A 21,951-nucleotide genomic window follows, 5' to 3' on the forward strand; every position below is an offset into this window, starting at 1 on the left:
TCGCCTTCTTCTCTCGTCGGGCGTCTGTCAGCGCAGGCCGGGGATGAACTGAATGAAGAGATCGAGCAGTTTGATGCTGACGAAGGGCAGGACCAGCCCGCCGAGCCCGTACATCCAGATGTTGCGGCTGAGCAGTTTCGCCGCGGAGGACGGCCGGTAGCGCACGCCGCGCAGCGCCAGCGGGATCAGAGCGATGATGATCAGCGCGTTGAAGACGATCGCGGAGGCGATCGCCGAGGTCGGGCTGTGCAGTCGCATGATGTTGAGCTTGTCCAGGCCCGGGTAGACCATCGCGAACATCGCGGGGATGATCGCGAAGTACTTCGCGACGTCGTTGGCGATGGAGAACGTCGTCAGTGCGCCGCGGGTGATCAGCAGCTGTTTGCCGATCTCGACGATCTCGATCAGCTTGGTCGGGTTGGAGTCCAGGTCCACCATGTTCCCGGCCTCCTTGGCGGCCGAGGTTCCGGTGTTCATGGCCACGCCGACATCGGCCTGGGCGAGCGCCGGGGCGTCGTTGGTGCCGTCGCCGGTCATCGCGACGAGTTTTCCGCCGGCCTGTTCCCGCTTGATGAGGGCCATCTTGTCCTCGGGGGTGGCCTCGGCGAGGAAGTCGTCGACACCGGCCTCCTCGGCGATGGCGCGCGCGGTCAGCGGGTTGTCGCCGGTGATCATGACGGTCTTGATGCCCATCCGGCGCAGTTCGTCGAACCGTTCGCGCATGCCCTCCTTGACGACGTCCTTGAGGTGGATGACACCGAGGATGCGGGCGCCGGGCACGTCGCTGTGCCGGGTCGCTTCGCCGACGACCAGCGGGGTGCCGCCGCTCGCGGAGATGCCGTCGACGATGCCGCCGACCTCTGCCGTGGGGTGGCCGCCGTTGTCACGGACCCAGCGCATCACCGCCGTCGCGGCTCCCTTGCGCAAGGACAGGTTCTCCTGGGGATCGTTGAGATCGACACCGCTCATCCGGCTCTGAGCGGTGAAGGGCACGAACCGCGCCTGGGCCAGTTCTCCCTCGCTACGGGCGCGTAGCGCGTACTGGCGCTTGGCGAGGACGACGATCGAGCGGCCCTCGGGCGTCTCGTCGGCGATCGACGACAACTGGGAGGCGTCCGCGAGTTCTTCGATGCTCACCCCGTCCACCGGCAGGAACTCGGCGGCCTGGCGGTTGCCGAGGGTGATGGTGCCGGTCTTGTCGAGCAGGAGGGTGTTCACGTCGCCCGCGGCCTCCACCGCACGCCCGGACATCGCCAGCACGTTGCGCTGCACGAGCCGGTCCATGCCCGCGATGCCGATCGCCGAGAGCAGCGCACCGATCGTCGTGGGGATGAGGGCCACCACGAGGGAGACAAGGACGACGATGGTCTGCTCCGCCCCGGCGAAGACGGCGAAGGGCTGCAGGGTCGCCACCGCGATCAGGAAGATGATCGTGAGGGATGCCAGCAGGATGTTGAGCGCGATCTCGTTCGGAGTCTTCTGCCGAGCGGCCCCCTCCACGAGTGCGATCATCCGGTCGATGAAGGTTTCTCCCGGCTTCGAGGTGATCTTCACGATGATCCGGTCCGAGAGCACCTTGGTACCGCCCGTGACCGCCGACCGGTCGCCGCCCGACTCGCGGATCACCGGCGCCGACTCGCCGGTGATGGCCGATTCGTCGACGCTCGCGATGCCCTCGACCACATCTCCGTCGCCGGGGACGGTCTGCCCGGCCTCGACGACGACGTGATCGCCCAGACGGAGAGCGGCGCCCGGAACCTCCTGCTCCGTCGCGTCGTCCGCGCCTGGCCGCCAGCCGGTGAGACGGCGGGCCGTCGTCGTCGTCCTGGCCCGGCGGAGAGTCTCCGCCTGGGCCTTGCCGCGTCCCTCGGCCACTGCTTCGGCGAGGTTGGCGAAGAGGGATGTCAGCCAGAGCCACCCCGTGATCACCCAGGCGAAGACACTGGGCGACTTGATCGCCGACACCGTGGTCAGCACCGCCCCGACCTCCACCACGAACATGACGGGGTTGTGGACCATCACCCGCGGATCCAGCTTGCGCAGGGCGTCGGGGAAGGACGTCAGGAGCTGCCGGGGATCGAGCAGCCCGCCCGAGACCCGGTTCTGCCGGTGCCCGGCGTCCGGCGGGGTGGGAGCGGCGGTCGTGGACATCAGTGCAGGCCCTCCGCAAGGGGTCCGAGCGCGAGTGCGGGCAGGTAGGTCAGACCGACGACGATGAGGATCACCGCGGTCAACAGCCCGACGAACTGCGGCCGGTGAGTGGGCAGGGTGCCCGCGGTGACCGGAGCGGGTTGCTGCGCTGCGAGCGAGCCGGCGAGCGCCAGGACGAACACCATGGGCAGGAACCGGCCGACGAGCATGACCACACCAAGCGTGGTGTTGTACCAGACGGTGTTCGCGCTCAGCCCCGCGAACGCCGAGCCGTTGTTGTTCGCAGCCGACGTGAAGGCGTACAGGACCTCGGAGAAGCCGTGCGGACCGGAATTGAGCATGGCCGCCCGCTCTCCCGGGAGCGTCATCGCCAGCCCCGCCCCCACCAGTGCCACCGCGGGCGTGGTCAGGATGTAGAGCGAGGCGAACTTCATCTCCCGGCCCCGGAGCTTCTTGCCCAGGTACTCGGGTGTCCGGCCCACCATCAGTCCGGCGACGAAGACCGCGACGATCGCCAGGATCAGGATCCCGTAGAGCCCGGATCCGGTGCCGCCGGGTGCGATCTCCCCCAGCATCATGTTGAAGATCGTCATTCCGCCGCCGCCCGGCGTGTACGAGTCGTGGGAGGAGTTGGTCGCTCCGCACGACGTGAGGGTGGTGGACACGGCGAACAGGGCCGAGGCCCAGATCCCCAGCCGCGTCTCCTTGCCCTCTGTCATTCCGCCGGCCGCGTGCCCTGCGGCGCTGCTGACGCTGTGCAGTTCGTTGGCGGTGACGACGGCGACCGACGCGCCCCAGATCAAGGCCATCACGGCGACGACGGCGTATCCCTGGCGGTTGTCGCCGACCATCGTTCCGAAGGTCCGCGGGAGCGAGAACGCGATGACCAGCATGAGGTAGATCTCGATCAGGTTGGTGAAGGCGTTGGGGTTCTCGAAGGGGTGCGCGGAGTTCGCGTTGTAGAAACCACCGCCGTTGGTGCCCAGTTCCTTGATGGACTCCTGGGAGGCGACGGGGCCTCCGGGCAGGCCCTGGTGCCCGCCCGCGATGGTGGTGATGTCATGGAACCCGTGGAAGTTCTGGACGGTGCCGGCGGCCACCAGAACGATCGCGAAGACGCAGGCCGGCGGCAGCAGAACGCGAAGCACGATCCGTGTCAGGTCCACCCAGAAATTCCCGACGCGATCGGTCTTCTTCCGGTTGAAGCCCCGGATCAGCGCGGCGGCGACGGCGATGCCCACGGCTGCGGAGACGAAGTTCTGCACCGCTAGGCCCGCCATCTGGACCAGATGCCCCATGGCCGACTCACCTGAATACGACTGCCAGTTGGTATTGGTGACGAAGGATGTCGCGGTGTTGAACGACTGGTCCGGGGTGATCGGCTTCATGCCCAGGGACAGCAGAAGATGGTTCTGCAGGCGCAGGAACGCGTACAGGAAGAGTACCGATACGGCTGAGAAGGCCAGGACGCTCCGCAGGTAGACCGGCCATTTCTGGTCGGCGTCGCCGTTCACCCCGCCTGCCCGGTAGACCAGGCGTTCCACCCGACCATGGTGATCGGCGGTCAGGACTCGGGCCAGGTAGTCGCCCAGCGGGCGAAAGGAGAGACCTAGCGCGACCGCCAGGGCGAGTACCTGGAGCCAGCCCGCGAGGGTGTCGTTCATCCGGGACTTCCTCCTAGAACTTCTCGGGGAAGATCAGGCAGATGACCAGGTAGATCACGAGGCACGCGGCAACGATCAGGCCGACGATGTTTTCCGCGTTCACAGGCGTCCGACGCCCTTGGCGGCCAGGCCGATGAGGGCGAACACCACCACCGTGAGGCCGATGTACGCGATGTCCGACATCCGCGAAGTACCCCCGCAAAGTCATGAGGGACGGGACTTTTGGGCCCTTCCGACCGGCATGTGGAGTTGATCCGGAAACGAGATCAGTTCATTTGTGACGCTATATCAGTTGCCGTCAGGATTACCCGCTCGCCCTGTGCGCCGATGGGATGACGGTGAAGTGCGTGGACTCACTCGTCGCGGCCGGATGTCGCGCCGCCTTCGGGCGCGGAGCTCGGAAGAGTGAGCGTCACCGAGAAACCGGGGCTCCCGATGGCCGTCTCCAGGGTCCCGTCCATGGCCTCGGTCAAGTCGCGCGACAGCCGTACAGCCAGGCTGTCGGCCCTGGGATCCGGAGCCCGGGAAAGACCGGGGCCCGGTTCCGGGCCCCGGGCGGGCGTGCCGTCCTCCACCCGGATCATCACGTGGCCGGACCGGACCTCGGCGGTGAAGACGGGGGGCCGGTCCGACGGGCTGTGACGCAACGCGTCGGCCCCCAGGGCGGTCAGCGCGCGGGTGAGGAGAGCGGCGTCGGCGATCACGTCGGGCAGCTGTTCCGGCAGGCGCGGAATGATCGAGTGACCGCCGGGCCCGAGGTCGTCCAGGGCGGCGCCCAGCATGTCGTTGAGGTCGACCGGGCGGAGGTAGAGATCGAGTGCCCCGGCGTGCAGACGGCTCACATCGTCGAGATCGGTGACCAGCTGAGCCGCACGGTGCACCGCCGCACGGGCAGCCTCCAGCAACTGCGCCTCCTCCGGGACGGTCCCGCCGGCGTGCCGGCTCCGCAGGCGCACGAGCGCTTCCTCGGCCGTGCGCAGCGGAGCACGCAGATCGCGTCCTGCCGCGAGAAGCAAGGATGCCCGGGTACGTTCGGCGTCGGCGAAGGTGTCCGTGCCGTCGGAACACCCGGCGATCCGCCCTCGGGCATGGGCCAGCCCCAGTTCGGCGGCGCATGCGGCGAGGACGCGTTGGTCCTCCGTACTCAGTCCTGAGCCGCGCGCGGCCAGCGTGAGGTTGTCGTCGACGGGGCTTTCCACGTCCGCCTCGTAGGGCTTTTCCGGTGGCCGCTCCCCGGCGCTGGCGACCACGTACCAGCGGGGCACGGGAGATGCTTCCGGGTCCCTTTCGAGCAGGCTGATCGCACCGAGGCCGAAGTTCTCCCGGATCTGCTCCACCAGTGCCGTCAGGTCCTGGCCACGCATCATGGCGGCGGCCAGGCGGCTCAGCGCCCTTGCCTCGGATGTCGCGCGTACCGCCTGGTGCGTACGCTGAGCGGCCGTTCCCGCCGCCGTGCCGACGAGGGCGGCCGTGGCGATGAACACCACGAGCGCGGCAATCGAGTCCGGGTGCTCGATGGCCAGCGAGTGCACCGGTGCGGTGAAGTAGTAGTCGGCGAGCAGCGCAGCGGCGATGGCGGCGAACAGCGCGGGGTACAGCCCTCCGACCAGGGCGACCACGACGACGGCGAGCAGATAGATCACCAGGTCGCTGGAGAGGCCGAGGTGGCCGCGCGCCGCGGTCAGCAGGAGCGTCAGTACGGGCAGCAGCACCACGGTGCCGGCCAGTGCGGCCCAGTAACGTCTCGGGCCGGTGCCGCGGCTCGGGTGTGGAAGCCTCGAAGCGGCAGACCCCGCCGCCTCCCCATGGGTGACGATGTGGACGTCGATGGGGCCGGAGCCCTTGATCGTCCGCTCTCCCACACCTGCTCTCAGGAGGGAGGCCAGCCGGCCGTGACGGCTCGCGCCCAGCACGATCTGGGTGACGTCCTCCGCCTCGGCGAACTGGAGCAGGGCGTCGACGACGTCCTCGCCGGTGGTCTGGTGGTAGCTGCCGCCGAGTGATTCCAGAAGAGTGTGCTGGGCGTCCAGTGCCGCCGGGTCGACGTCGGCGAGTCCGTCCTCCGGGACCACGTGGAGGGCCAGCAACTCGGTGCCGGGGGTACGCGCGCTGATCCGCGCGGCACGGCGGATCAGTGTCTCGCCCTCCGGCCCGCCGCTCAGGGACACCAGGATGCGCTCCCGGGTCTCCCAGGGAGCGACGATGCCGTGCTCCGCGCGGTAGCGCCGCAGCCCTTCCTCCACCCGGTCGGCCAGCCACAGCAGGGCGATTTCGCGCAGGGCGGTGAGGTTGCCGACCCGGAAGTAGTGGGTGAGGGCGGACTCGATGCGGTCCGGCGCATAGATGTCGCCGTGGACCATACGGCGGCGGAGCACCTCCGGTGGCAGGTCGACCAGTTCGATCTGGTCGGCCCGGCGGGCCACCTCGTCGGGCAGGGTCTCCCGCTGGGTGACCCCCGTGATCTGCCGTACCACGTCGTTGAGTGACTCCAGGTGCTGGACGTTGAGCGTGGTGACCACATCGATGCCGGCGTCCAGGAGCTCCTCCACGTCCTGCCACCGCTTGGCGTTGCGGGCCCCCGGAACGTTGGAGTGGGCCAGCTCGTCGACCAGCGCGACCTGGGGACGGCGGGCCAGTACCGCGTCGAGATCCATCTCGGTGAAGAGCGCGCCGCGGTGGCTCAGCGTCCGGCGGGCCGTCGTCTCCAGACCGTCGGCCATGGCCGCGGTCGCCCGGCGCCCGTGCGGCTCGACGAAGCCGACGACCACGTGCGAGCCCCGGGCACGCAGCCGCTGCCCCTCGGCGAGCATGGCGTACGTCTTGCCGACCCCGGGAGCGGCCCCGAGGTAGATCCGCAACCGTCCACGTGCCACCGGCGGACTCCTGCCCAGGTCACCCCATGTCGTGTTCGCGCCCTTCCATGGTGCGCCCGTCGAAGCCGTTCCACGCGACGACACAGGTGAGGGCGGCGGAGATGTTCCGCTGTCGTCGGCGCCGGGCCCGCAACGCACGGACGGCCGGTGGAGCAGGGGCCCGATGCCGGGCCGGATCGCCGCTGAGCGATTCCTTACGGGCCGGCTGCCGGCAGCCGCTCAGAGCCGGGACGCCTTCAGTGCCATGTGCAGCAGCAGCCGGTCCTCGCCGTCGTTCAGGTCCAGGCCGGTGAGCTGCTGGACCCGGGAGAGGCGGTAGTAGAGCGTCTGGCGGTGAATGCCCAGCTCACCGGCGGTCCGGGACGCCTGGCCCGCACAGTCGAGGAACACCTCGGCGGTGCGGGCCAGATCCCGGTGCGGCGGGGTGAGCAGCGGGCGCACGGCGCGGTCGGTCGGCGTGTCCGGGGCGAGCGCGGTCAGCAGGCGGTACGGGCCGATGGCCGACCACTGGGCGACCGGGCCGAACCGGGCTTCCGCCGCAGCCGCCCGGTTCGCGGCGGAGGCCTCGTGCCAGGCGTCGGCCAGCTCCGCCAGGCCCCGGCGCGGCACCGCGATCCCGGCGGTGGCGGCGGGCCCCGCGGTGGCGCGCAGCCGGTCCGCGGCGGTCAGGGCCGGGTCCAGGACCTCGGTCGACCGGAGCCGGACCAGCGCGGCCAGTGCCGCAGGGCCCGCCCCGGCCGCGGCCGGGGCGACGGACAGTGCGGCCGTCGACGGCACCGTGCGCACCGAGGGCGGCTCTTCCGCCCACGGGGTCACGCACACCACGGTGTGCAGCCCGTCCGCGTCCGGGCCGAGCGCCTCGCTGAGCGCGGCGACCGCCATGTCGCGCTGCCAGCCGCGCCCGGCCGTGAGGACCGCGCCGAACTCCCGGGACAGATCCGCGCCCGCCCGCGCCTCGTCGGAGAGCAGCGCCCCGATCCGGGCCGCCACCTCCATCGCCGCGTCCAGCTGCTCGTCGGTCGGCCGGGGGTCGGCGTCCAGCAGCCATACGTAACCGAGCACCACACCCCGATGGCGTACCGGCAGACAGATCCGGTCCCGGTTGACGCCGGCCTCCGGGGCGGCCGGGATGCGGACGGGGCCGGTGGCGCGGGTGATGCCGAAGTTCTCGAACCAGGCGCGGACCGCGGGGGTCGAGCGACGGGTCAGGATCGAGCGGGTGCGGACCGGGTCCATCGCCGTGGCGTCGTCGCTGTCGTGGGCACCGAAGGCGACCAGGCCGAAGTCCCGGTTCTCCAGCGTCGCGGGAGCGCCGAGCAGTCCGGAGATCTCGTCGACCAGCTCCTGGTAATCGCCCTTCACCCGCTCATTCTCGCACCCCTTCAGACATATGTCTGAGATCCAGGGAACGGATGCGTGACAGCTGTCGATGGCCCAGGATCGGAGAGATCCCTAGATTTCACGGTGGTTCTCCGTGCTGTACCGCTTCTGTTCCTCAGGTTTCGTTAGGCTTCATTTGCGGCGGTACGGCCTTCGTTCGTACTTTCCGTGGAGGTGCCCCGTGCTGGGTCCCGTGATTCTCGCCGCGTCACGCAGCGACAAGATGCGCCGCTTCGTCTCGGCAGCCCCGGGCACCAAGCAGGTCGTCGGCCGGTTCATCGCCGGTGAGACGGTCGAGCAGGTCATCCCGATCATCGAGGACGCCGCCGACAAGGGCCTGGAGGTCACCCTCGACGTGGTCGGTGAGGACATCACCACGCCCGAGCAGGCCGCCGCCGCCCGCGACGCCTACCTGGAGCTCATCGGCCGCCTCGAGGACCTCGGTCTGGGCACCAGGGCCGAGATGTCCGTCAAGCTCTCCATGTTCGGCCAGGCGCTGGAGGGCGGCCACGAGCTGGCCCTCGCCAACGTCCGCCCGGTCGTCGAGGCCGCCGCCGCGATCGGCACCACGGTCACCCTGGACGCCGAGGACCACACCACCCTCGACTCGATGTTCGCCATCCACGAGGAGCTGCGCAGGAGCCACCCGCAGACCGGATGCGTCATCCAGGCCTACCTCTTCCGCACCGAGGAGGACGCCCGTCGTCTCGCCGCGGCCGGCAGCCGCGTCCGCATCGTGAAGGGCGCCTACAAGGAGCCCGCCTCCGTCGCGTACCAGGACAAGGCCGAGATCGACAAGGCGTACGTCCGCATCCTGCGGACGCTGATGGACGGCGAGGGCTACCCGATGATCGGGTCCCACGACCCGCGTCTGATAGCCATCGCCCAGGAGCTGGGCCGCAAGGCGGGCCGCAAGCTCGACGAGTACGAGTTCCAGATGCTGTACGGCATCCGCAGCGAGGAGCACATCCGGCTCGCGGCCGAGGGCCACCGGATGCGCGTCTACACCGCCTACGGCACCGACTGGTACGGCTACTTCATGCGCCGCCTCGCGGAGAAGCCGGCCAACCTGCTGTTCTTCGGCCGCTCCATCCTCACCAAGGGCTGAGCCCCCCCTTCCCCTCTCTACCCAAGGAGCAACGGAACTCATGGACGCTGTGACCCAGGTCCCCGCGCCGGTCAACGAGCCGGTCCACTCCTACGCCCCGGGCTCCCCGGAGCGCGCCCGCCTGGAGGTGAAGCTCAAGGAGCTCAGCCAGAACCCGATCGACCTGCCGATGACCATCGGTGGCGAGAAGCGGATGGGCGGCGGCGAGCGCTTCGACGTCGTGCAGCCCCACAACCACAAGGCCGTCATCGGTACGTTCGCCGGTGCCACCGAGCAGGACGCCAAGGACGCGGTCGACGCCGCCCTCGCCGCTGCCCCGGCCTGGCGCGCGATGGCCTTCGACGACCGCGCGGCCATCATCCTGCGCGCCGCCGAGCTGCTCGCCGGCCCCTGGCGCGAGACGCTGGCCGCCTCCACGATGCTCGGCCAGGGCAAGACCGCCCAGCAGGCCGAGATCGACACCCCCTGTGAGCTCGTCGACTTCTGGCGCTTCAACGTGCACTACGCACGCCAGATCCTGGCCGAGCAGCCCCCGGCCAACTCCCCGGGCGTGTGGAACCGCATGGACCACCGCCCGCTGGAGGGCTTCGTCTACGCGATCACGCCGTTCAACTTCACGGCCATCGCGGGCAACCTGCCCACCGCCCCCGCGCTCATGGGCAACGTCGTGGTGTGGAAGCCGTCCCCGACGCAGACCCACGCCGCCGTGCTGCTGATGCAGCTCCTGGAGGAGGCGGGTCTCCCCAAGGGCGTCATCAACCTGGTGACGGGCGACGGCATCGCCGTCTCCGAGGTGGCCCTGAACCACCGCGACCTGGCCGGTATCCACTTCACCGGCTCGACCCCCACCTTCCAGCACCTGTGGAAGACGGTCGGCAACAACATCGCGAAGTACCGCACCTACCCGCGTCTCGTCGGCGAGACCGGCGGCAAGGACTTCGTGGTGGCCCACCCGTCGGCCGACCACGCGATCCTGAAGACCGCCCTGACCCGCGGCTCCTTCGAGTTCCAGGGCCAGAAGTGCTCCGCGTCCTCGCGTGCGTACGTCCCGGCCTCCATCTGGAACTCCGGTTTCAAGGAGAAGTTCGCGGCCGAGGTCGACTCCATCACCATGGGTGACGTCACCGACCTGTCGCACTTCATGGGCGCCGTCATCGACGACCGTGCGTTCGCGAAGAACAAGGCCGCCATCGACCGCGCCGCCGCCGACCCGGCGTGCACGATCGTCGCGGGCGGCACGTACGACGACTCGGTGGGCTACTTCGTCCGCCCGACCGTCATCGAGTGCAGCGACCCCGAGAACGAGGTCTTCACGACCGAGTACTTCGGCCCGATCCTCGCCGTCCACGTCTACGAGGACGCCGCGTACGACGCGATGCTGGAGCAGATGGAGTCGGTCTCCGACTACGCCCTGACCGGTTCCGTCATCGCGGGCGACCGTGCCGCGGCCGCGCACACGATGGAGAAGCTGCGGTACGCCGCGGGCAACTTCTACATCAACGACAAGTCGACCGGTGCCGTCGTCGGCCAGCAGCCCTTCGGCGGTGGCCGTGCCTCGGGTACGAACGACAAGGCGGGCGCCCCGCAGAACCTCCAGCGCTGGACCCTGACCCGGGCCATCAAGGAGACGCTGGTCCCGCCGACCGACTACACCTACCCCCACCAGGGCTGACGCCCCCCGGGGTGCCGCTGTACCGGCACCCCGCCCCGAACACCGCCTCCCGCCCGGTTCCCCTGCCGGCCGGGGGGCGGTTTCCATTTCGCCGTCGCCCGGCTCAGCTCCAGCCGCGCACGATCAGTGAGAACCCCACCGCGAACCCGCCGCCCAGCAGGGCCAGTCCCCGGCCGTAGTGGCGGCGGTGGCGGCGCATCAGCAGCCCGAATCCGGCGAGGCCGAGGCCCACCGTGAGCGTGCGCGAGCCGCGGGCCGTCGCCGACGCGGCGAGCCAGTCGGACGCCGGGACCCCGGCGGCGCCCGCCTCCGCGCCGTACACCTTGAACGGGATGCCGTTCCACGGCTGGTGGCGCACCGCGGACGCACCCTCGAGTGCCAGTTCGTGACGGACTTCCGCGCGCATCCGGTCCGTTGTCAGCGGCGCGGGCAACGGGACTCCGGACGAGGCCAGTTGCAGCGCGAGCAGGCCCCCCGCCAGGCTGCCCGCGAGCGCGCCCAGCGACATCTTCAGCGCCGCCCGCGGCACCGCCACGCACACGCGCCCAGCAGCAGCTCCGGCATCAGCGGCCGGCTCAGCGCCTCCGCGAACGCCCAGCAGAACGCCAGGGGCAGAGCGGGAGGGCCGGGCGGTCGTGCTGTTCCCCGAGGGCACCCGGGCCGAGGACGGGTTCACCGGCCATCGAAAGCAGATCGTCCATCCCGCCGCCGCCCCGCCGCACCGGGAACCCGGCCGCGCCGCTCGGCCCCGCCGGTGAGGCTGAACACGCCCCGCCACAGGCCGCGCCGGGTCGTCCGGCCCGTTTCGCGGGCCAGCGCCCCGTCCAGGTTGGCGAAGGCGAGCCGGGCCGCGAGCAGTGCGGCGACCGGCAGGGCGGCGGGGTCGGCGGGCAGCAGGGCCAGTGCGGCGGCGGCGCCGGCCGCCGCGATCACACCGGCCGCGGTGAGGGTGTCGGGCGACACCTCATGGCGGACCAGCGAGGCGCGGACGCCGGAGGGCCGGTTCGCGTACCAGGGCTTGAGAGCGTAGAGGCCGTTCAGGGGTGCAACTGTTGTGCGTCGCACAATTTTTCGACACGTGTCCCGTACTCACATGCGGGCTGAGTACCCGGTGGGTGCGGTCCCGGGGGCCGGGGCGTCCGGGATGCCGCTTCGTCCCCGGTCGCCGGACGGGCCCGTGGCGGACGGGGTCCTGGACGGGCCGAGCCAAACCTCCGTCTCAGATAGTAGGAAGTCCGAGTAACTGTGGAGACAGAACGGCCGGGCTGGCCTAGCTTTGTAGAAGCCGAACGTCTCGCTGGAACCAGCGACTGGTGTTGCGAGCGCATGCCCCGATGCAGGTAACCCCTGCGGCATCCGTTCCCGCCCCTTCCGGCACCTCGAAATCACTGATCTCGAAATCACCGTTCACGCCGTTCCGATCTCGAAATCCTCGCGATCTCAAGGAGTCGATGCATCATGGCCGAGACCATAGTCCGCCGCGTCCGTCACGCCCACCGCCCGACCGAGTCGGAGCGGCGCAATGCCGCCGCCGCCCTGCAGCGGGCCCTCGACCGCAGGGACAACGGCGGCTCCACCGGTCACTGACCGGGCCGCGGCCCGGCCGGTGACGTGCGGATCAGCCGCGGCTGATCTCGAAGTGGTCGATGCGCTCACCGGACTCGGCGAGCGCGGTGACCTTCATCCGGGCGTGCCGCCCGGCCTCCACCTCCACCGCGAGGAACGAGAAGCCGGTGTAGCGCACCCGTGACCACTCGACGGTCTCGGTGGCCCTTCCGCCGCCCTTGACCACGTGGTACGTGTTCACGCTCTCCAGATCCGCGACGTGCCCCTCGTAGCTGTCGGGTGCCGGGAAGTCGTACAGCGCCTTGCCCGCGCCGCCCGCGGTGACGTACACGATGCCGTCCCGCGTGGGGTCGGTGCGCTCGCCGATCGGCACCCTGCGCTGGACGGCGTTCCGCAGGATCGCGTCGGTGCGCTCGTAGACGTGGTTGTGGCCGTTGATGACCAGGTCCACCTGGTGCTTCTCGAAGAGCGGCACCCAGGCGTCCCGGACCCCGCCGTCCGAGGCGTGGGCGTTGGTCGTGGAGAAGGCGCAGTGGTGGAAGAAGACCACCAGGAAGTCGATGTCGTGGCGTGCCCGCAGCTCACCCAGCCGCCGGTCCAGCCAGCGCGTCTGCTTGCCGCCGCTGATGCCGAAGTTCGCGGGGATCTCGTACGAGACGTCATTGGCGTCGAGCGCGATCACGCCCACGTTTCCGTGCACGAAGGAGTACGCGCCGGGCTGGTTCACGGGGTCCGGCCCGTTGTCCGGCAGCGTCCAGCGGGCGTTCTGGCCGCCGTAGCCGTCCGGCGAGTACCAGGCCTCCATGTCGTGGTTCCCGGTGGTGACCATCCACGGCACGGTCTTCGACACGGTTTCCGTCTGCGCCAGGAACTGGTCCCAGGTGCGGGCGTCATAGGTGTCGCTCGTCCGGCCGGAGCCCGACGGGTCGGCGTAGCAGATGTCGCCCGCGTGCAGGTGGAAGGCGGGGTTCTGGCCCAGGATCAGCTGGTCGTTGCCGAGTGCGTGGTAGCTGACGCCCTGGTCGCCGAAGGCGGTGAAGGTGAAGGTCCCGGCGTGCGAGGGCGCGGTGGTGAAGGTGCCGAGCGTGCCCAGGTTGCGGGTGTCGGCCGGGTCGAAACCGTCGTGGCCGACGCCGTAGTAGTACGTCGTGCCGGGCTTCAGCCGCTCCAGGCCCGCGTGTACGTAGTACTGCTCGGCCGCCGCGATCTTGCCGTCGTTCAGCCGCGGCGTGGTGAGGTGGCGCACCTCGGCGTCGATCTTCCGGCTCAGCGCCCACGGCTTGAGGCCGATCCGGATGTACGGCCGCCGCACGGCGAACGGAACCTGCCAGGAGACCGCCATCTGCGTCCTCGGGTCGGCGCCGTAGGCCAGGTGCCGGCCGAACGGGGCGACCAGCGAGCCGTCCACCCGGGTGGAGCTGTGCGAGGTGAGCACCGTCGGCGCGGCGTACGCCGGAGAGGCGGTCAGGGAGGCGCCGAGACCGGCGACGGCGGCGGTCGCCACGCCGGTACGCAGCGCGCCGCGCCGGGTCAGCCGGGTGCGCAGGTAGTCGTGCTGCTCGGCCATGCTCATGCGGTCGGCGAGCTTCTCGGGGATTCCGAATCGGGGGATGTCCATGGGCGACAACATCCACCCGTTCCCCGACGCAGTCCCGTCGAGTGGGTGAACGGTACACGTACAGCTCCCCATGTGTCCGTATGGTGGACTCCATGTGTCATGGGGTGGGACGCGCAGTAGGGTGCGGACATGTCTCGCAGCATCAATCTCGCAGTGATCCCCGGTGACGGTATCGGCCAGGAGGTCGTGGCCCAGGGCCTCAAGGTCCTCAACGCTGTTCTCCCGCAGGATGTGAAGCTGGAGACCAAGGAGTACGACCTTGGTGCCCAGCGCTGGCACCGCACCGGCGAAACCCTCCCGGACGCGGAGCTGGAAGCCCTCAAGGGCCACGACGCCATCCTGCTCGGCGCGATCGGTGACCCGTCAGTGCCGTCCGGCGTCCTGGAGCGGGGGCTGCTGCTGAAGCTGCGCTTCGCCTTCGACCACTTCATCAACCTGCGGCCGTCGAAGCTGTTCCCGAACACCGAGACCCCGCTGGCCGGCCGTCCGGACATCGACTTCGTCGTCGTCCGAGAGGGGACCGAGGGCCCGTACACCGGCAACGGCGGTTCGCTGCGCACCGGTACCGAGCACGAGGTCGCCACCGAGGTCAGCCTCAACACCGCCTTCGGTGTCGAGCGGGTCGTCCGGGACGCCTTCGAGCGGGCCGCCGCCCGTCCGCGCAAGAAGCTGACGCTGGTCCACAAGAACAACGTCCTCGTCTACGCGGGTCACCTGTGGAAGAACACCTTCGACAAGGTGGCGGCCGAGTACCCCCAGGTCACCACCGACTACCTGCACGTCGACGCCGCGACGATCTTCTTCGTCACCCAGCCGGAGCGCTTCGACGTCATCGTCACCGACAACCTCTTCGGTGACATCCTGACCGACCTCGCCGCGGCCGTCTCCGGCGGCATCGGCCTGGCGGCCTCGGGCAACATCAACCCGACGGGCGCCTTCCCGTCGATGTTCGAACCGGTCCACGGCTCCGCCCCCGACATCGCGGGCCAGGGCAAGGCCGACCCGACCGCCACGATCCTCTCCGTCGCCCTCCTGCTGCGCCACCTCGGCTACGAGGCCCAGGCCGTACGCATCGAGGACGCGGTCTCCGCCGACCTCGCGGAGCGCGAGGGCACCGCCCGTACCACCGAAGAGATCGGCGACGCGCTCGCGGTACGCGTAGCGGGCTGATCCGACGACTCCCTCGAAGCCGCCGGGTCGCACAGACACCCGGCGGCTTCTCCTGTGCGGCCCCGGGTGTCACCATCGAACCCTGGACCGCAATCACGTCATTTCGTGCACGGCCTCCCGCGAGAGATAATCGGACTGGGCCGTGGCTTGTTGCGAAGCTCGGACGTCCTACCACCTGTCCGACAGGCGCGGGCGTGGGAGCGGTCCTACACACACAAAACCGGTGAAGGACACGTACTCATGACGACGCCCACGATCGAGCTCAAGCCCTCCTCGAACCCGCTGTCCGACGCGGAGCGCGAGGCGATCCTGGTCAAGCCCGGATTCGGCCGCTACTTCACCGATCACATGGTGACGATCAAGTGGACCGAAGGCCGTGGCTGGCACGACGCCCAGCTCGTCCCGTACGCGCCGCTGTCGATCGACCCGGCCAACATGACGCTGCACTACGGCCAGGAGATCTTCGAGGGCCTCAAGGCGTACCGCCAGCCCGACGGCTCGGTCGCCACCTTCCGCCCCGAGGCCAACGCCGAGCGTTTCCGGTCCTCCGCGCGCCGGCTCGCCATGCCGGAACTTCCCGTCGAGACGTTCGTCGCGGCCTGCGACGCCCTCGTCCAGCAGGACGCGGCCTGGGTCCCGGAGCACGGCGGTGAGGAGTCGCTGTACCTGCGCCCGTTCATGATCGCGGCCGAGGTCGGCCTCGGCGTGCGGCCCGCCAACGAGTACCTCTTCCTGGTGATCGCCTCGCCGGCCGGCGCGTACTTCCCCGGCGGGGTGAAGCCGGTCTCCATCTGGCTCTCCGAGGACCGGGTGCGCGCCGTCCCCGGCGGCATGGGCGACGCCAAGACCGGCGGCAACTACGCCGCGTCCCTGCTCGCCCAGGCCGAGGCCGCGACGAAGGGCTGCGACCAGGTCGCCTACCTCGACGCCGTCGAGCACAAGTGGGTCGAGGAGCTCGGCGGGATGAACCTGTACTTCGTGTACGGGAACAGGATCGTCACCCCGACGCTGACCGGCTCGCTGCTCGCGGGCATCACCCGTGACTCGCTGCTCACGCTCGCCGCGGACCTCGGCCACCAGCCCGAGGAGAGCCGCGTCTCGATCGACCAGTGGCGCGACGACTCGGCGAACGGCACGCTCACCGAGGTCTTCGCCTGCGGCACCGCCGCCGTCATCACCCCCGTCGGCACGGTGAAGAGCGCCGGCGGCGAGTGGACCCAGGGCGACGGCACGCCCGGCCCGGTCACCCTCCGGCTGCGCGAGCGCCTGCTGGACATCCAGCGCGGCATCGTCGAGGACACCCACGGGTGGATGCACCCGCTCGGCTAGAGATCGTCCCGGAGTCCTACGAGTCCGGACACCGTACGTACGAGGGCCGCGCCCGGCTGTCCGCCGGGCGCGGCCTTCGCGCGCGAGGCGTGCGCACCGGCGGCTGCCCTCCGGCCCGGCCCGAGCGCCCGGCCGTCACTCCCTCGCACCCGTGTTACTTCGCCGGCGGTCCGGGCACGGTGACCAACCATGGGACGAGAGCAGTGGAAGAAGATCTGGGTCGGCTCCGCCGGAAACATGGTCGAGTGGTTCGACTGGTTCGTGTACGCGACCTTCGCGGTCTACTTCGCGGACTCGTTCTTCCCCGAGGGCAACGAGACCGCCAACCTCATGAACACGATGGGCATCTTCGCCGTCGGCTTCTTCATGAGACCGGTCGGCGGCTGGCTGCTCGGCCGGATCGGTGACCGCAAGGGCCGCAAGGCCGCGCTCACCCTCACTGTCACCCTCATGTCGGCCTCCGCGATCCTGATCGCCGTCGCGCCCACCTACGACGTCGCCGGATACGGCGGGGTCGCCGTACTGATGCTCGCCCGGCTGCTCCAGGGGCTCTCGGTCGGCGGTGAGTACGCCGCCAGCGCCACCTACCTCACCGAGGCCTCCGCACCCGAGAAGCGCGGCTTCGCCTCCAGCTTCCAGTACGTGTCCATGACCGCGGGCCAACTCGTCGGCCTCGGCCTCCAGATCGTCCTCCAGCGCAACATGTCCGACGCGGCGCTGCACAGCTGGGGCTGGCGCATCCCGTTCGTCGTCGGCGCGCTCGGCGCCGCCACCGTCTTCTATCTGCGCCGCTCCATGCTGGAGACGGAGGTGTACGCCGAGTCCGGTGCCACCGAGCAGCAGGACCGCGGCACACTGAAGTTGCTCTGGCAGCACCGGCGCGAGGCGTTCCTGGTGATGGCGCTGACCATGGGCGGGACCGTCGCCTACTACACGTACACGACCTACCTCGCCAAGTTCCTCTCCACGAGCGCCGGCATGGACAAGTCCACCGCCTCGCTCGTCAGCTTCTGCGCCCTGTTCGTCTTCATGTGCATCCAGCCGGCGGCCGGCATGCTGTCCGACCGGATCGGGCGCCGCCCGCTGCTGATCACCTTCGCCGTCGGCTCGACCTTCCTGACCGTGCCGATCATGACGATGCTCAAGCACGCCGACACCTTCTGGCCCGCGCTGGGCCTGGCGCTCCTCGCCCTGGTCGTGATCACCGGCTACACCTCCATCAACGCCTGTGTGAAGGCCGAGCTCTTCCCGACCGGCATCCGCGCCCTGGGGGTCGGCCTCTCGTACGCCGTCGCCAACGCGCTGTTCGGCGGCACCGCCGAATACGTGGCGCTGTGGTTCAAGAACGCCGGCGCCGAATCCGGCTTCTACTGGTACGTGGCCGGCTGCGCCGCGGTCTCGTTGATCGTCTACCTGACGATGCGCGAGACCCGCGACATCGACCTGAACCGGGTCGACGCCACTGGACAGCGGCAGGAGCAGTCGCAGGAGGCCGGAGCGACGAGCGTCACGCCCGCATCCTGACGAGCGTCACGCCCGCATCCTGAGACGGGACACGGCACGGAGGCCGTCCTGTGCCAGACTGCCTCCGTGTCCTCGTTCGTCATGATTATTGGCAACAGGCGCGCCGGTCCGCAGTGATCGTTCCGTACCACCATGTACGGCACGGTTATCGTGCCCCAGACCCGCGCGCAGACCTCTCGCACCCGCGAGGGGTTTTTTGTTTTCCGGCCCTCACCTCGGCCGGGGCGAGGCGCGCGGGATGATGGGGGCAAGTGGAGCCAGATCGTCCGGATCCACTCATCCGACAGGAGTCAGACCAGCATGACCACAAAGGCCAAGCCCACCGACGACAGCTTCCACGTCTTCGACACCACGCTGCGCGACGGTGCACAGCGTGAAGGCATCAACCTGACGGTCGCCGACAAGCTCACCATCGCCCGGCACCTGGACAACTTCGGCGTCGGCTTCATCGAGGGCGGCTGGCCCGGCGCCAACCCCCGCGACACCGAGTTCTTCGCCCGCGCCCAGCAGGAGATCGAGTTCAGGAACGCCGAGCTGGTCGCCTTCGGCGCGACCCGCAGAGCGGGCGGCAAGGCGGCCGAGGACCCCCAGGTCAAGGCGCTGCTGGAGTCGGGCGCACCGGTGATCACACTGGTCGCCAAGTCCCACGACCGCCATGTGGAACTCGCCCTGCGCACCACGCTGGAGGAGAACCTGGAGATGGTCCGCGACACCGTCTCCCACCTCCGCGAACAGGGCCGCCGGGTCTTCGTCGACTGCGAGCACTTCTTCGACGGCTACCGCGCCAACGCCGAGTACGCCAAGGCCGTCGTCCGCACCGCGTCCGAGGCCGGCGCGGACGTCGTCATCCTCTGCGACACCAACGGCGGGATGCTCCCCGCCCAGGTCCAGGCCGTCGTCGCCACCGTCCTCGCCGACACCGGTGCCCGTCTGGGCATCCACGCCCAGGACGACACCGGCTGCGCCGTCGCCAACACCCTGGCCGCGGTCGACGCGGGCGCCACCCACGTCCAGTGCACCGCCAACGGCTACGGCGAACGGGTCGGCAACGCCAACCTCTTCCCCGTCGTCGCCGCGCTGGAGCTCAAGTACGGCAAGACCGTCCTGCCCGAGGGCGCGCTCGCCGACATGACCCGCGTCTCGCACGCCATCGCCGAGGTCGTCAACCTCGCTCCCTCCACCCACCAGCCCTACGTCGGTGTCTCGGCCTTCGCGCACAAGGCCGGGCTGCACGCCTCCGCGATCAAGGTCGACCCCGACCTCTACCAGCACATCGACCCCGCGCTGGTCGGCAACACCATGCGGATGCTCGTCTCCGACATGGCGGGCCGCGCCTCCATCGAGCTCAAGAGCCAGGAGCTCGGCATCGACCTCGGCGGCGACCGCGAGCTCGTCGGACGCGTCGTCGCACGGGTCAAGGAGCGCGAGCTCAAGGGCTACACCTACGAGGCGGCCGACGCCTCCTTCGAGCTGCTGTTGCGCGCCGAGGCGGAGGGCCGGGTACGCCGCTACTTCCGTACCGAGTCCTGGCGCGCCATCGTCGAGGACCGCCCCGACGGCACACACGCCAACGAGGCGACCGTGAAGCTCTGGGCCAAGGGCGAGCGCATCGTCGCCACCGCCGAGGGCAACGGCCCGGTCAACGCCCTGGACCGGGCGCTGCGGGTGGCCCTGGAGCGGATCTACCCGCAGCTCGCCAAGCTGGAGCTGGTGGACTACAAGGTCCGCATCCTGGAGGGGCGCACCGGCACCGACTCCACCACCCGGGTCCTGATCACCACCGGTGACGGCACCGCCGACTGGTCGACCGTCGGCGTCGCCGAGAACATCATCGCGGCGTCCTGGCAGGCCCTGGAGGACGCGTACACCTTCGGTCTGCTGCGGGCGGGGATCGAGCCGACGGAGTAGGGCGCGCACACGGCGGCCGCGGACCGGGCCCGGTCTGCGGCCGCCGTGCCTGTCTCTCCTACCCCAGGTGCCACTTCTGGTTGGACGTCCCCGTGCACGTCCAGATCTGGGTGCGGGCCCCGTTCGCCGTCGACCGGTCGATCACGTCCAGGCACTTGCCCGCGGCCGTGTTGACGATGTCGCCGGTGGACGCGTCGTACGTCCAGCGCTGCGCCCCGGAACCGTTGCAGGTGTACAGCTGGACCTTCGCACCGTTGGCCGTGGAGCCGCCCGCGACGTCCAGGCAGGCGCCCAGGGTCCGGACGGATCCGTCGCCCGGGAGCGTCCAGCGCTGGTTCGCCGCGCCGGTGCAGTCCCAGAGCTGGGCCGGGGTGCCGTCGGCGGCCGTGTTGCCGGTCGCGTCCAGGCACTTGCCGCCCGACGTCAGGGCTCCCGAGGTGCCCGCCGAGCCGGACGGGGTGCCGGACCAGGTGAAGGTCGCCGACGTGCGCGCGGGCAGCGAGTAACTGAACTTGCTGCCGCCCCAGTTGACGGTGATCTGCTGCGCCGAACCGCCGCCGTTGTACGCGATCAGCGCCTTCGAGCCGTCCGGGTTGCGCCAGGCGACATTGGGCACGGTGGAGCTGGCCGTGGAGGCGATCCGGGAGGCTCCCGGGCGGACGAACTTGGTCAGGTGGCCCATCGTGTAGTACTCGATGTTGTAGTCGACCTGTCCGCTGCGGCCGTCCCCGTTGTGCACGGTGATCAGCCCGTCGCAGGTGCCGCAGCCGCCGTTGTGCGGGCCGCGGTTCTGGTCCACGGCCAGGGACCACTTGGTCACCGACTTCGCCCAGTTGCGGGTGTAATCGATGATGTTCAGCATGTCCTCGCGCTGCTGGTCGGCGATCCAGGTGCCGCCCGAGTGCTCGGTCTGGAAGGCGTCCATCGTGGGGTACTGGTTGTGCACCGCCGTCTGCTTGGCGACGTCACCGCCGTACCCGTGCCATGCGACCCCGCCGAAGTTGGGGTGGTTGCGCACCGCCGCGTCGTTCACCGTGGCCGCGGCGTACTCGTCGTAGGTGTCCCAGTTCCAGTCGTGGGCCAGCACCTTGGTGGACAGGCCGGCCGACTGGAGTTTCGGCAGCAGCTCGCTCTTGGTGAAGTAGGCGAGCCCGGAGCCGTTCCAGCTCATCGAGGGGTAGCCGGAACAGCAGGTCGGCTCGTTCTGCGCGGTGACGTAGTCGACCGGCACGCCCTGGCCCCGGTACGCCTGGAGGTACTTCACGAAGTAGTCGGCGTACGCGCCGTAGTTCTCCGCCTTCAGCCAGCCGCCGTTCAGCTGCCCGTTGTCCTTCATCCACGCCGGAGCCGTCCACGGGGACGCCACCGTCGTCAGCGCGGGGTTCAGCTCCCTGGCCTGTTTGGTGAGCGGGAGCACGTCCTGCAGATCGTGTGCGATCGAGAACTTCCCGAGCGTCGGGTCGGTCTGCCCGGCGGGGACGTCGTCGTACGTGTAGCCGGTCCTGGCCAGGTCCGAGCCGCCCATCGGATTGCGTACGAACGAGAGCCCGATGCCGTCCGTGGGGGAGAACAGCTTCTTCATCGTGGCGTCGCGGGTCGCCTGGCTCAGCGCCCCGCTGCTCTTCATCAGGTACGCGGCGGTGTCGGTGAACGAGGCGCCGCCGCCGGTGAAGGTCTGGTACCGGGTGTTCTCGTCGACGGTGATGTTCGTACCGCCGCCTCCGTTCCCGGCTTCGAAGGCGACCGGGGTCTGGGCCGCCAGGCCCCGGGTGACATGCCGGCCGCCGGCGTCATCGGTGGTGGTCAGCGCGATGCCGACCGTCTCGCCCGCGGCCTGGGCGGCGCCGGACGAGAGCCCGGTGAGACCGGCAGTCGCGAGCGCTGCGGCGAGCAGCACCCGTACGGCTCTTCCTGATCGGATCATGCTCAAGACCTTCCTCGGCGGGAGCGTGGGGGACTTGCCGTCGAACGATGCGTGAGTGAACTGC

The 21,951-nt window shown here is 69.9% G+C and carries 15 protein-coding genes and 1 pseudogene; 7 read left to right on the forward strand and 9 right to left on the reverse strand.

The window, feature by feature from the left end:
- Positions 1-27: 27 nt before the first annotated feature.
- From kdpB to FHX80_RS21800, 5 genes are all read right to left on the reverse strand, one after another.
- Positions 28-2,151, reverse strand: a complete 2,124-nt coding sequence (gene kdpB, locus FHX80_RS21780) for a potassium-transporting ATPase subunit KdpB (RefSeq protein WP_145765736.1) — start codon at positions 2,149-2,151, stop codon at positions 28-30.
- The gene (gene kdpA / locus FHX80_RS21785) at positions 2,151-3,815 is read right to left on the reverse strand and encodes a potassium-transporting ATPase subunit KdpA (protein WP_145765737.1); all 1,665 of its coding nucleotides are present in this window, start codon (positions 3,813-3,815) and stop codon (positions 2,151-2,153) included. Before kdpA ends, kdpB begins: the two co-directional genes overlap by 1 nt.
- 13 nt (positions 3,816-3,828) lie before the next feature.
- Entirely contained in the window at positions 3,829-3,918 is a 90-nt protein-coding gene (kdpF, locus tag FHX80_RS21790) for a K(+)-transporting ATPase subunit F (RefSeq protein ID WP_145765738.1), read from the reverse strand.
- A 250-nt stretch (positions 3,919-4,168) separates the two neighbouring features.
- Positions 4,169-6,688, reverse strand: coding sequence for a sensor histidine kinase (locus FHX80_RS21795; protein ID WP_145765739.1), 2,520 nt, complete (start codon positions 6,686-6,688; stop codon positions 4,169-4,171).
- A 219-nt stretch (positions 6,689-6,907) separates the two neighbouring features.
- A complete protein-coding gene (locus FHX80_RS21800) occupies positions 6,908-8,050 on the reverse strand; it encodes a PucR family transcriptional regulator (protein WP_145765740.1) in 1,143 nt (380 codons plus the stop codon).
- 199 nt (positions 8,051-8,249) lie between these two features.
- Between FHX80_RS21800 and FHX80_RS21805 the strand changes: the two genes are divergently transcribed.
- Complete coding sequence (locus tag FHX80_RS21805; protein ID WP_145765741.1) at positions 8,250-9,176, forward strand: proline dehydrogenase family protein; 927 nt, start codon at positions 8,250-8,252, stop codon at positions 9,174-9,176.
- Positions 9,177-9,216: 40 nt separating this feature from the next.
- Positions 9,217-10,848: an L-glutamate gamma-semialdehyde dehydrogenase gene (gene pruA, locus FHX80_RS21810; RefSeq protein WP_145765742.1), complete on the forward strand. Its 1,632-nt coding sequence runs from the start codon at positions 9,217-9,219 to the stop codon at positions 10,846-10,848.
- A gap of 103 nt (positions 10,849-10,951) precedes the next feature.
- Here pruA and FHX80_RS21815 read toward each other — a convergent pair.
- Together FHX80_RS21815 and FHX80_RS21820 are read right to left on the reverse strand one after the other, a co-directional pair.
- A pseudogene (locus FHX80_RS21815) lies at positions 10,952-11,463 on the reverse strand (1-acyl-sn-glycerol-3-phosphate acyltransferase); the annotation flags it as partial.
- 57 nt (positions 11,464-11,520) lie between these two features.
- Positions 11,521-11,913: a hypothetical protein gene (locus FHX80_RS21820; RefSeq protein WP_244318364.1), complete on the reverse strand. Its 393-nt coding sequence runs from the start codon at positions 11,911-11,913 to the stop codon at positions 11,521-11,523.
- Positions 11,914-12,306: 393 nt separating this feature from the next.
- Between FHX80_RS21820 and FHX80_RS36425 the strand changes: the two genes are divergently transcribed.
- Positions 12,307-12,435, forward strand: a complete 129-nt coding sequence (locus tag FHX80_RS36425; RefSeq protein ID WP_280118755.1) for a hypothetical protein — start codon at positions 12,307-12,309, stop codon at positions 12,433-12,435.
- Between the two features lie 31 nt (positions 12,436-12,466).
- On the opposite strand, the gene FHX80_RS21825 is transcribed toward FHX80_RS36425, so the two are convergent.
- Positions 12,467-14,032 (reverse strand): purple acid phosphatase family protein, encoded by a 1,566-nt coding sequence (locus tag FHX80_RS21825; protein WP_145765743.1) that lies wholly within the window; start codon positions 14,030-14,032, stop codon positions 12,467-12,469.
- 129 nt (positions 14,033-14,161) lie between these two features.
- Here FHX80_RS21825 and FHX80_RS21830 point away from each other — a divergent pair, with 129 nt between their 5' ends.
- The 4 genes from FHX80_RS21830 to cimA all read left to right on the forward strand — a co-directional run bounded on the left by FHX80_RS21830 (position 14,162) and on the right by cimA (position 19,963).
- Positions 14,162-15,202, forward strand: a complete 1,041-nt coding sequence (locus FHX80_RS21830; protein WP_145765744.1) for a 3-isopropylmalate dehydrogenase — start codon at positions 14,162-14,164, stop codon at positions 15,200-15,202.
- Between the two features lie 240 nt (positions 15,203-15,442).
- Entirely contained in the window at positions 15,443-16,531 is a 1,089-nt protein-coding gene (locus tag FHX80_RS21835; RefSeq protein WP_145765745.1) for a branched-chain amino acid aminotransferase, read from the forward strand.
- 189 nt (positions 16,532-16,720) lie between these two features.
- Positions 16,721-18,055 (forward strand): MFS transporter, encoded by a 1,335-nt coding sequence (locus tag FHX80_RS21840; protein ID WP_145765746.1) that lies wholly within the window; start codon positions 16,721-16,723, stop codon positions 18,053-18,055.
- A 300-nt stretch (positions 18,056-18,355) separates the two neighbouring features.
- Positions 18,356-19,963: a citramalate synthase gene (cimA, locus tag FHX80_RS21845; RefSeq protein ID WP_145765747.1), complete on the forward strand. Its 1,608-nt coding sequence runs from the start codon at positions 18,356-18,358 to the stop codon at positions 19,961-19,963.
- A 58-nt stretch (positions 19,964-20,021) separates the two neighbouring features.
- On the opposite strand, the gene FHX80_RS21850 is transcribed toward cimA, so the two are convergent.
- Positions 20,022-21,887, reverse strand: a complete 1,866-nt coding sequence (locus FHX80_RS21850; protein ID WP_145765748.1) for a ricin-type beta-trefoil lectin domain protein — start codon at positions 21,885-21,887, stop codon at positions 20,022-20,024.
- Positions 21,888-21,951 lie beyond the last annotated feature (64 nt).

Origin of the sequence: Streptomyces brevispora (genome assembly GCF_007829885.1) — a bacterium.
GTDB lineage: Bacteria > Actinomycetota > Actinomycetes > Streptomycetales > Streptomycetaceae > Streptomyces > Streptomyces brevispora.

Coding starts and splice junctions, on each gene's coding strand:
- cimA (WP_145765747.1), top strand. CDS start 18,356: ATGACCACAAAGGCCAAGCCCACCGACGACAGCTTCCACGTCTTCGAC.
- FHX80_RS21850 (WP_145765748.1), bottom strand. CDS start 21,887: ATGATCCGATCAGGAAGAGCCGTACGGGTGCTGCTCGCCGCAGCGCTC.
- FHX80_RS21835 (WP_145765745.1), top strand. CDS start 15,443: ATGACGACGCCCACGATCGAGCTCAAGCCCTCCTCGAACCCGCTGTCC.
- kdpB (WP_145765736.1), bottom strand. CDS start 2,151: ATGTCCACGACCGCCGCTCCCACCCCGCCGGACGCCGGGCACCGGCAG.
- kdpA (WP_145765737.1), bottom strand. CDS start 3,815: ATGAACGACACCCTCGCGGGCTGGCTCCAGGTACTCGCCCTGGCGGTC.
- FHX80_RS21830 (WP_145765744.1), top strand. CDS start 14,162: ATGTCTCGCAGCATCAATCTCGCAGTGATCCCCGGTGACGGTATCGGC.
- FHX80_RS21840 (WP_145765746.1), top strand. CDS start 16,721: ATGGGACGAGAGCAGTGGAAGAAGATCTGGGTCGGCTCCGCCGGAAAC.
- FHX80_RS36425 (WP_280118755.1), top strand. CDS start 12,307: ATGGCCGAGACCATAGTCCGCCGCGTCCGTCACGCCCACCGCCCGACC.
- FHX80_RS21825 (WP_145765743.1), bottom strand. CDS start 14,032: ATGGACATCCCCCGATTCGGAATCCCCGAGAAGCTCGCCGACCGCATG.
- pruA (WP_145765742.1), top strand. CDS start 9,217: ATGGACGCTGTGACCCAGGTCCCCGCGCCGGTCAACGAGCCGGTCCAC.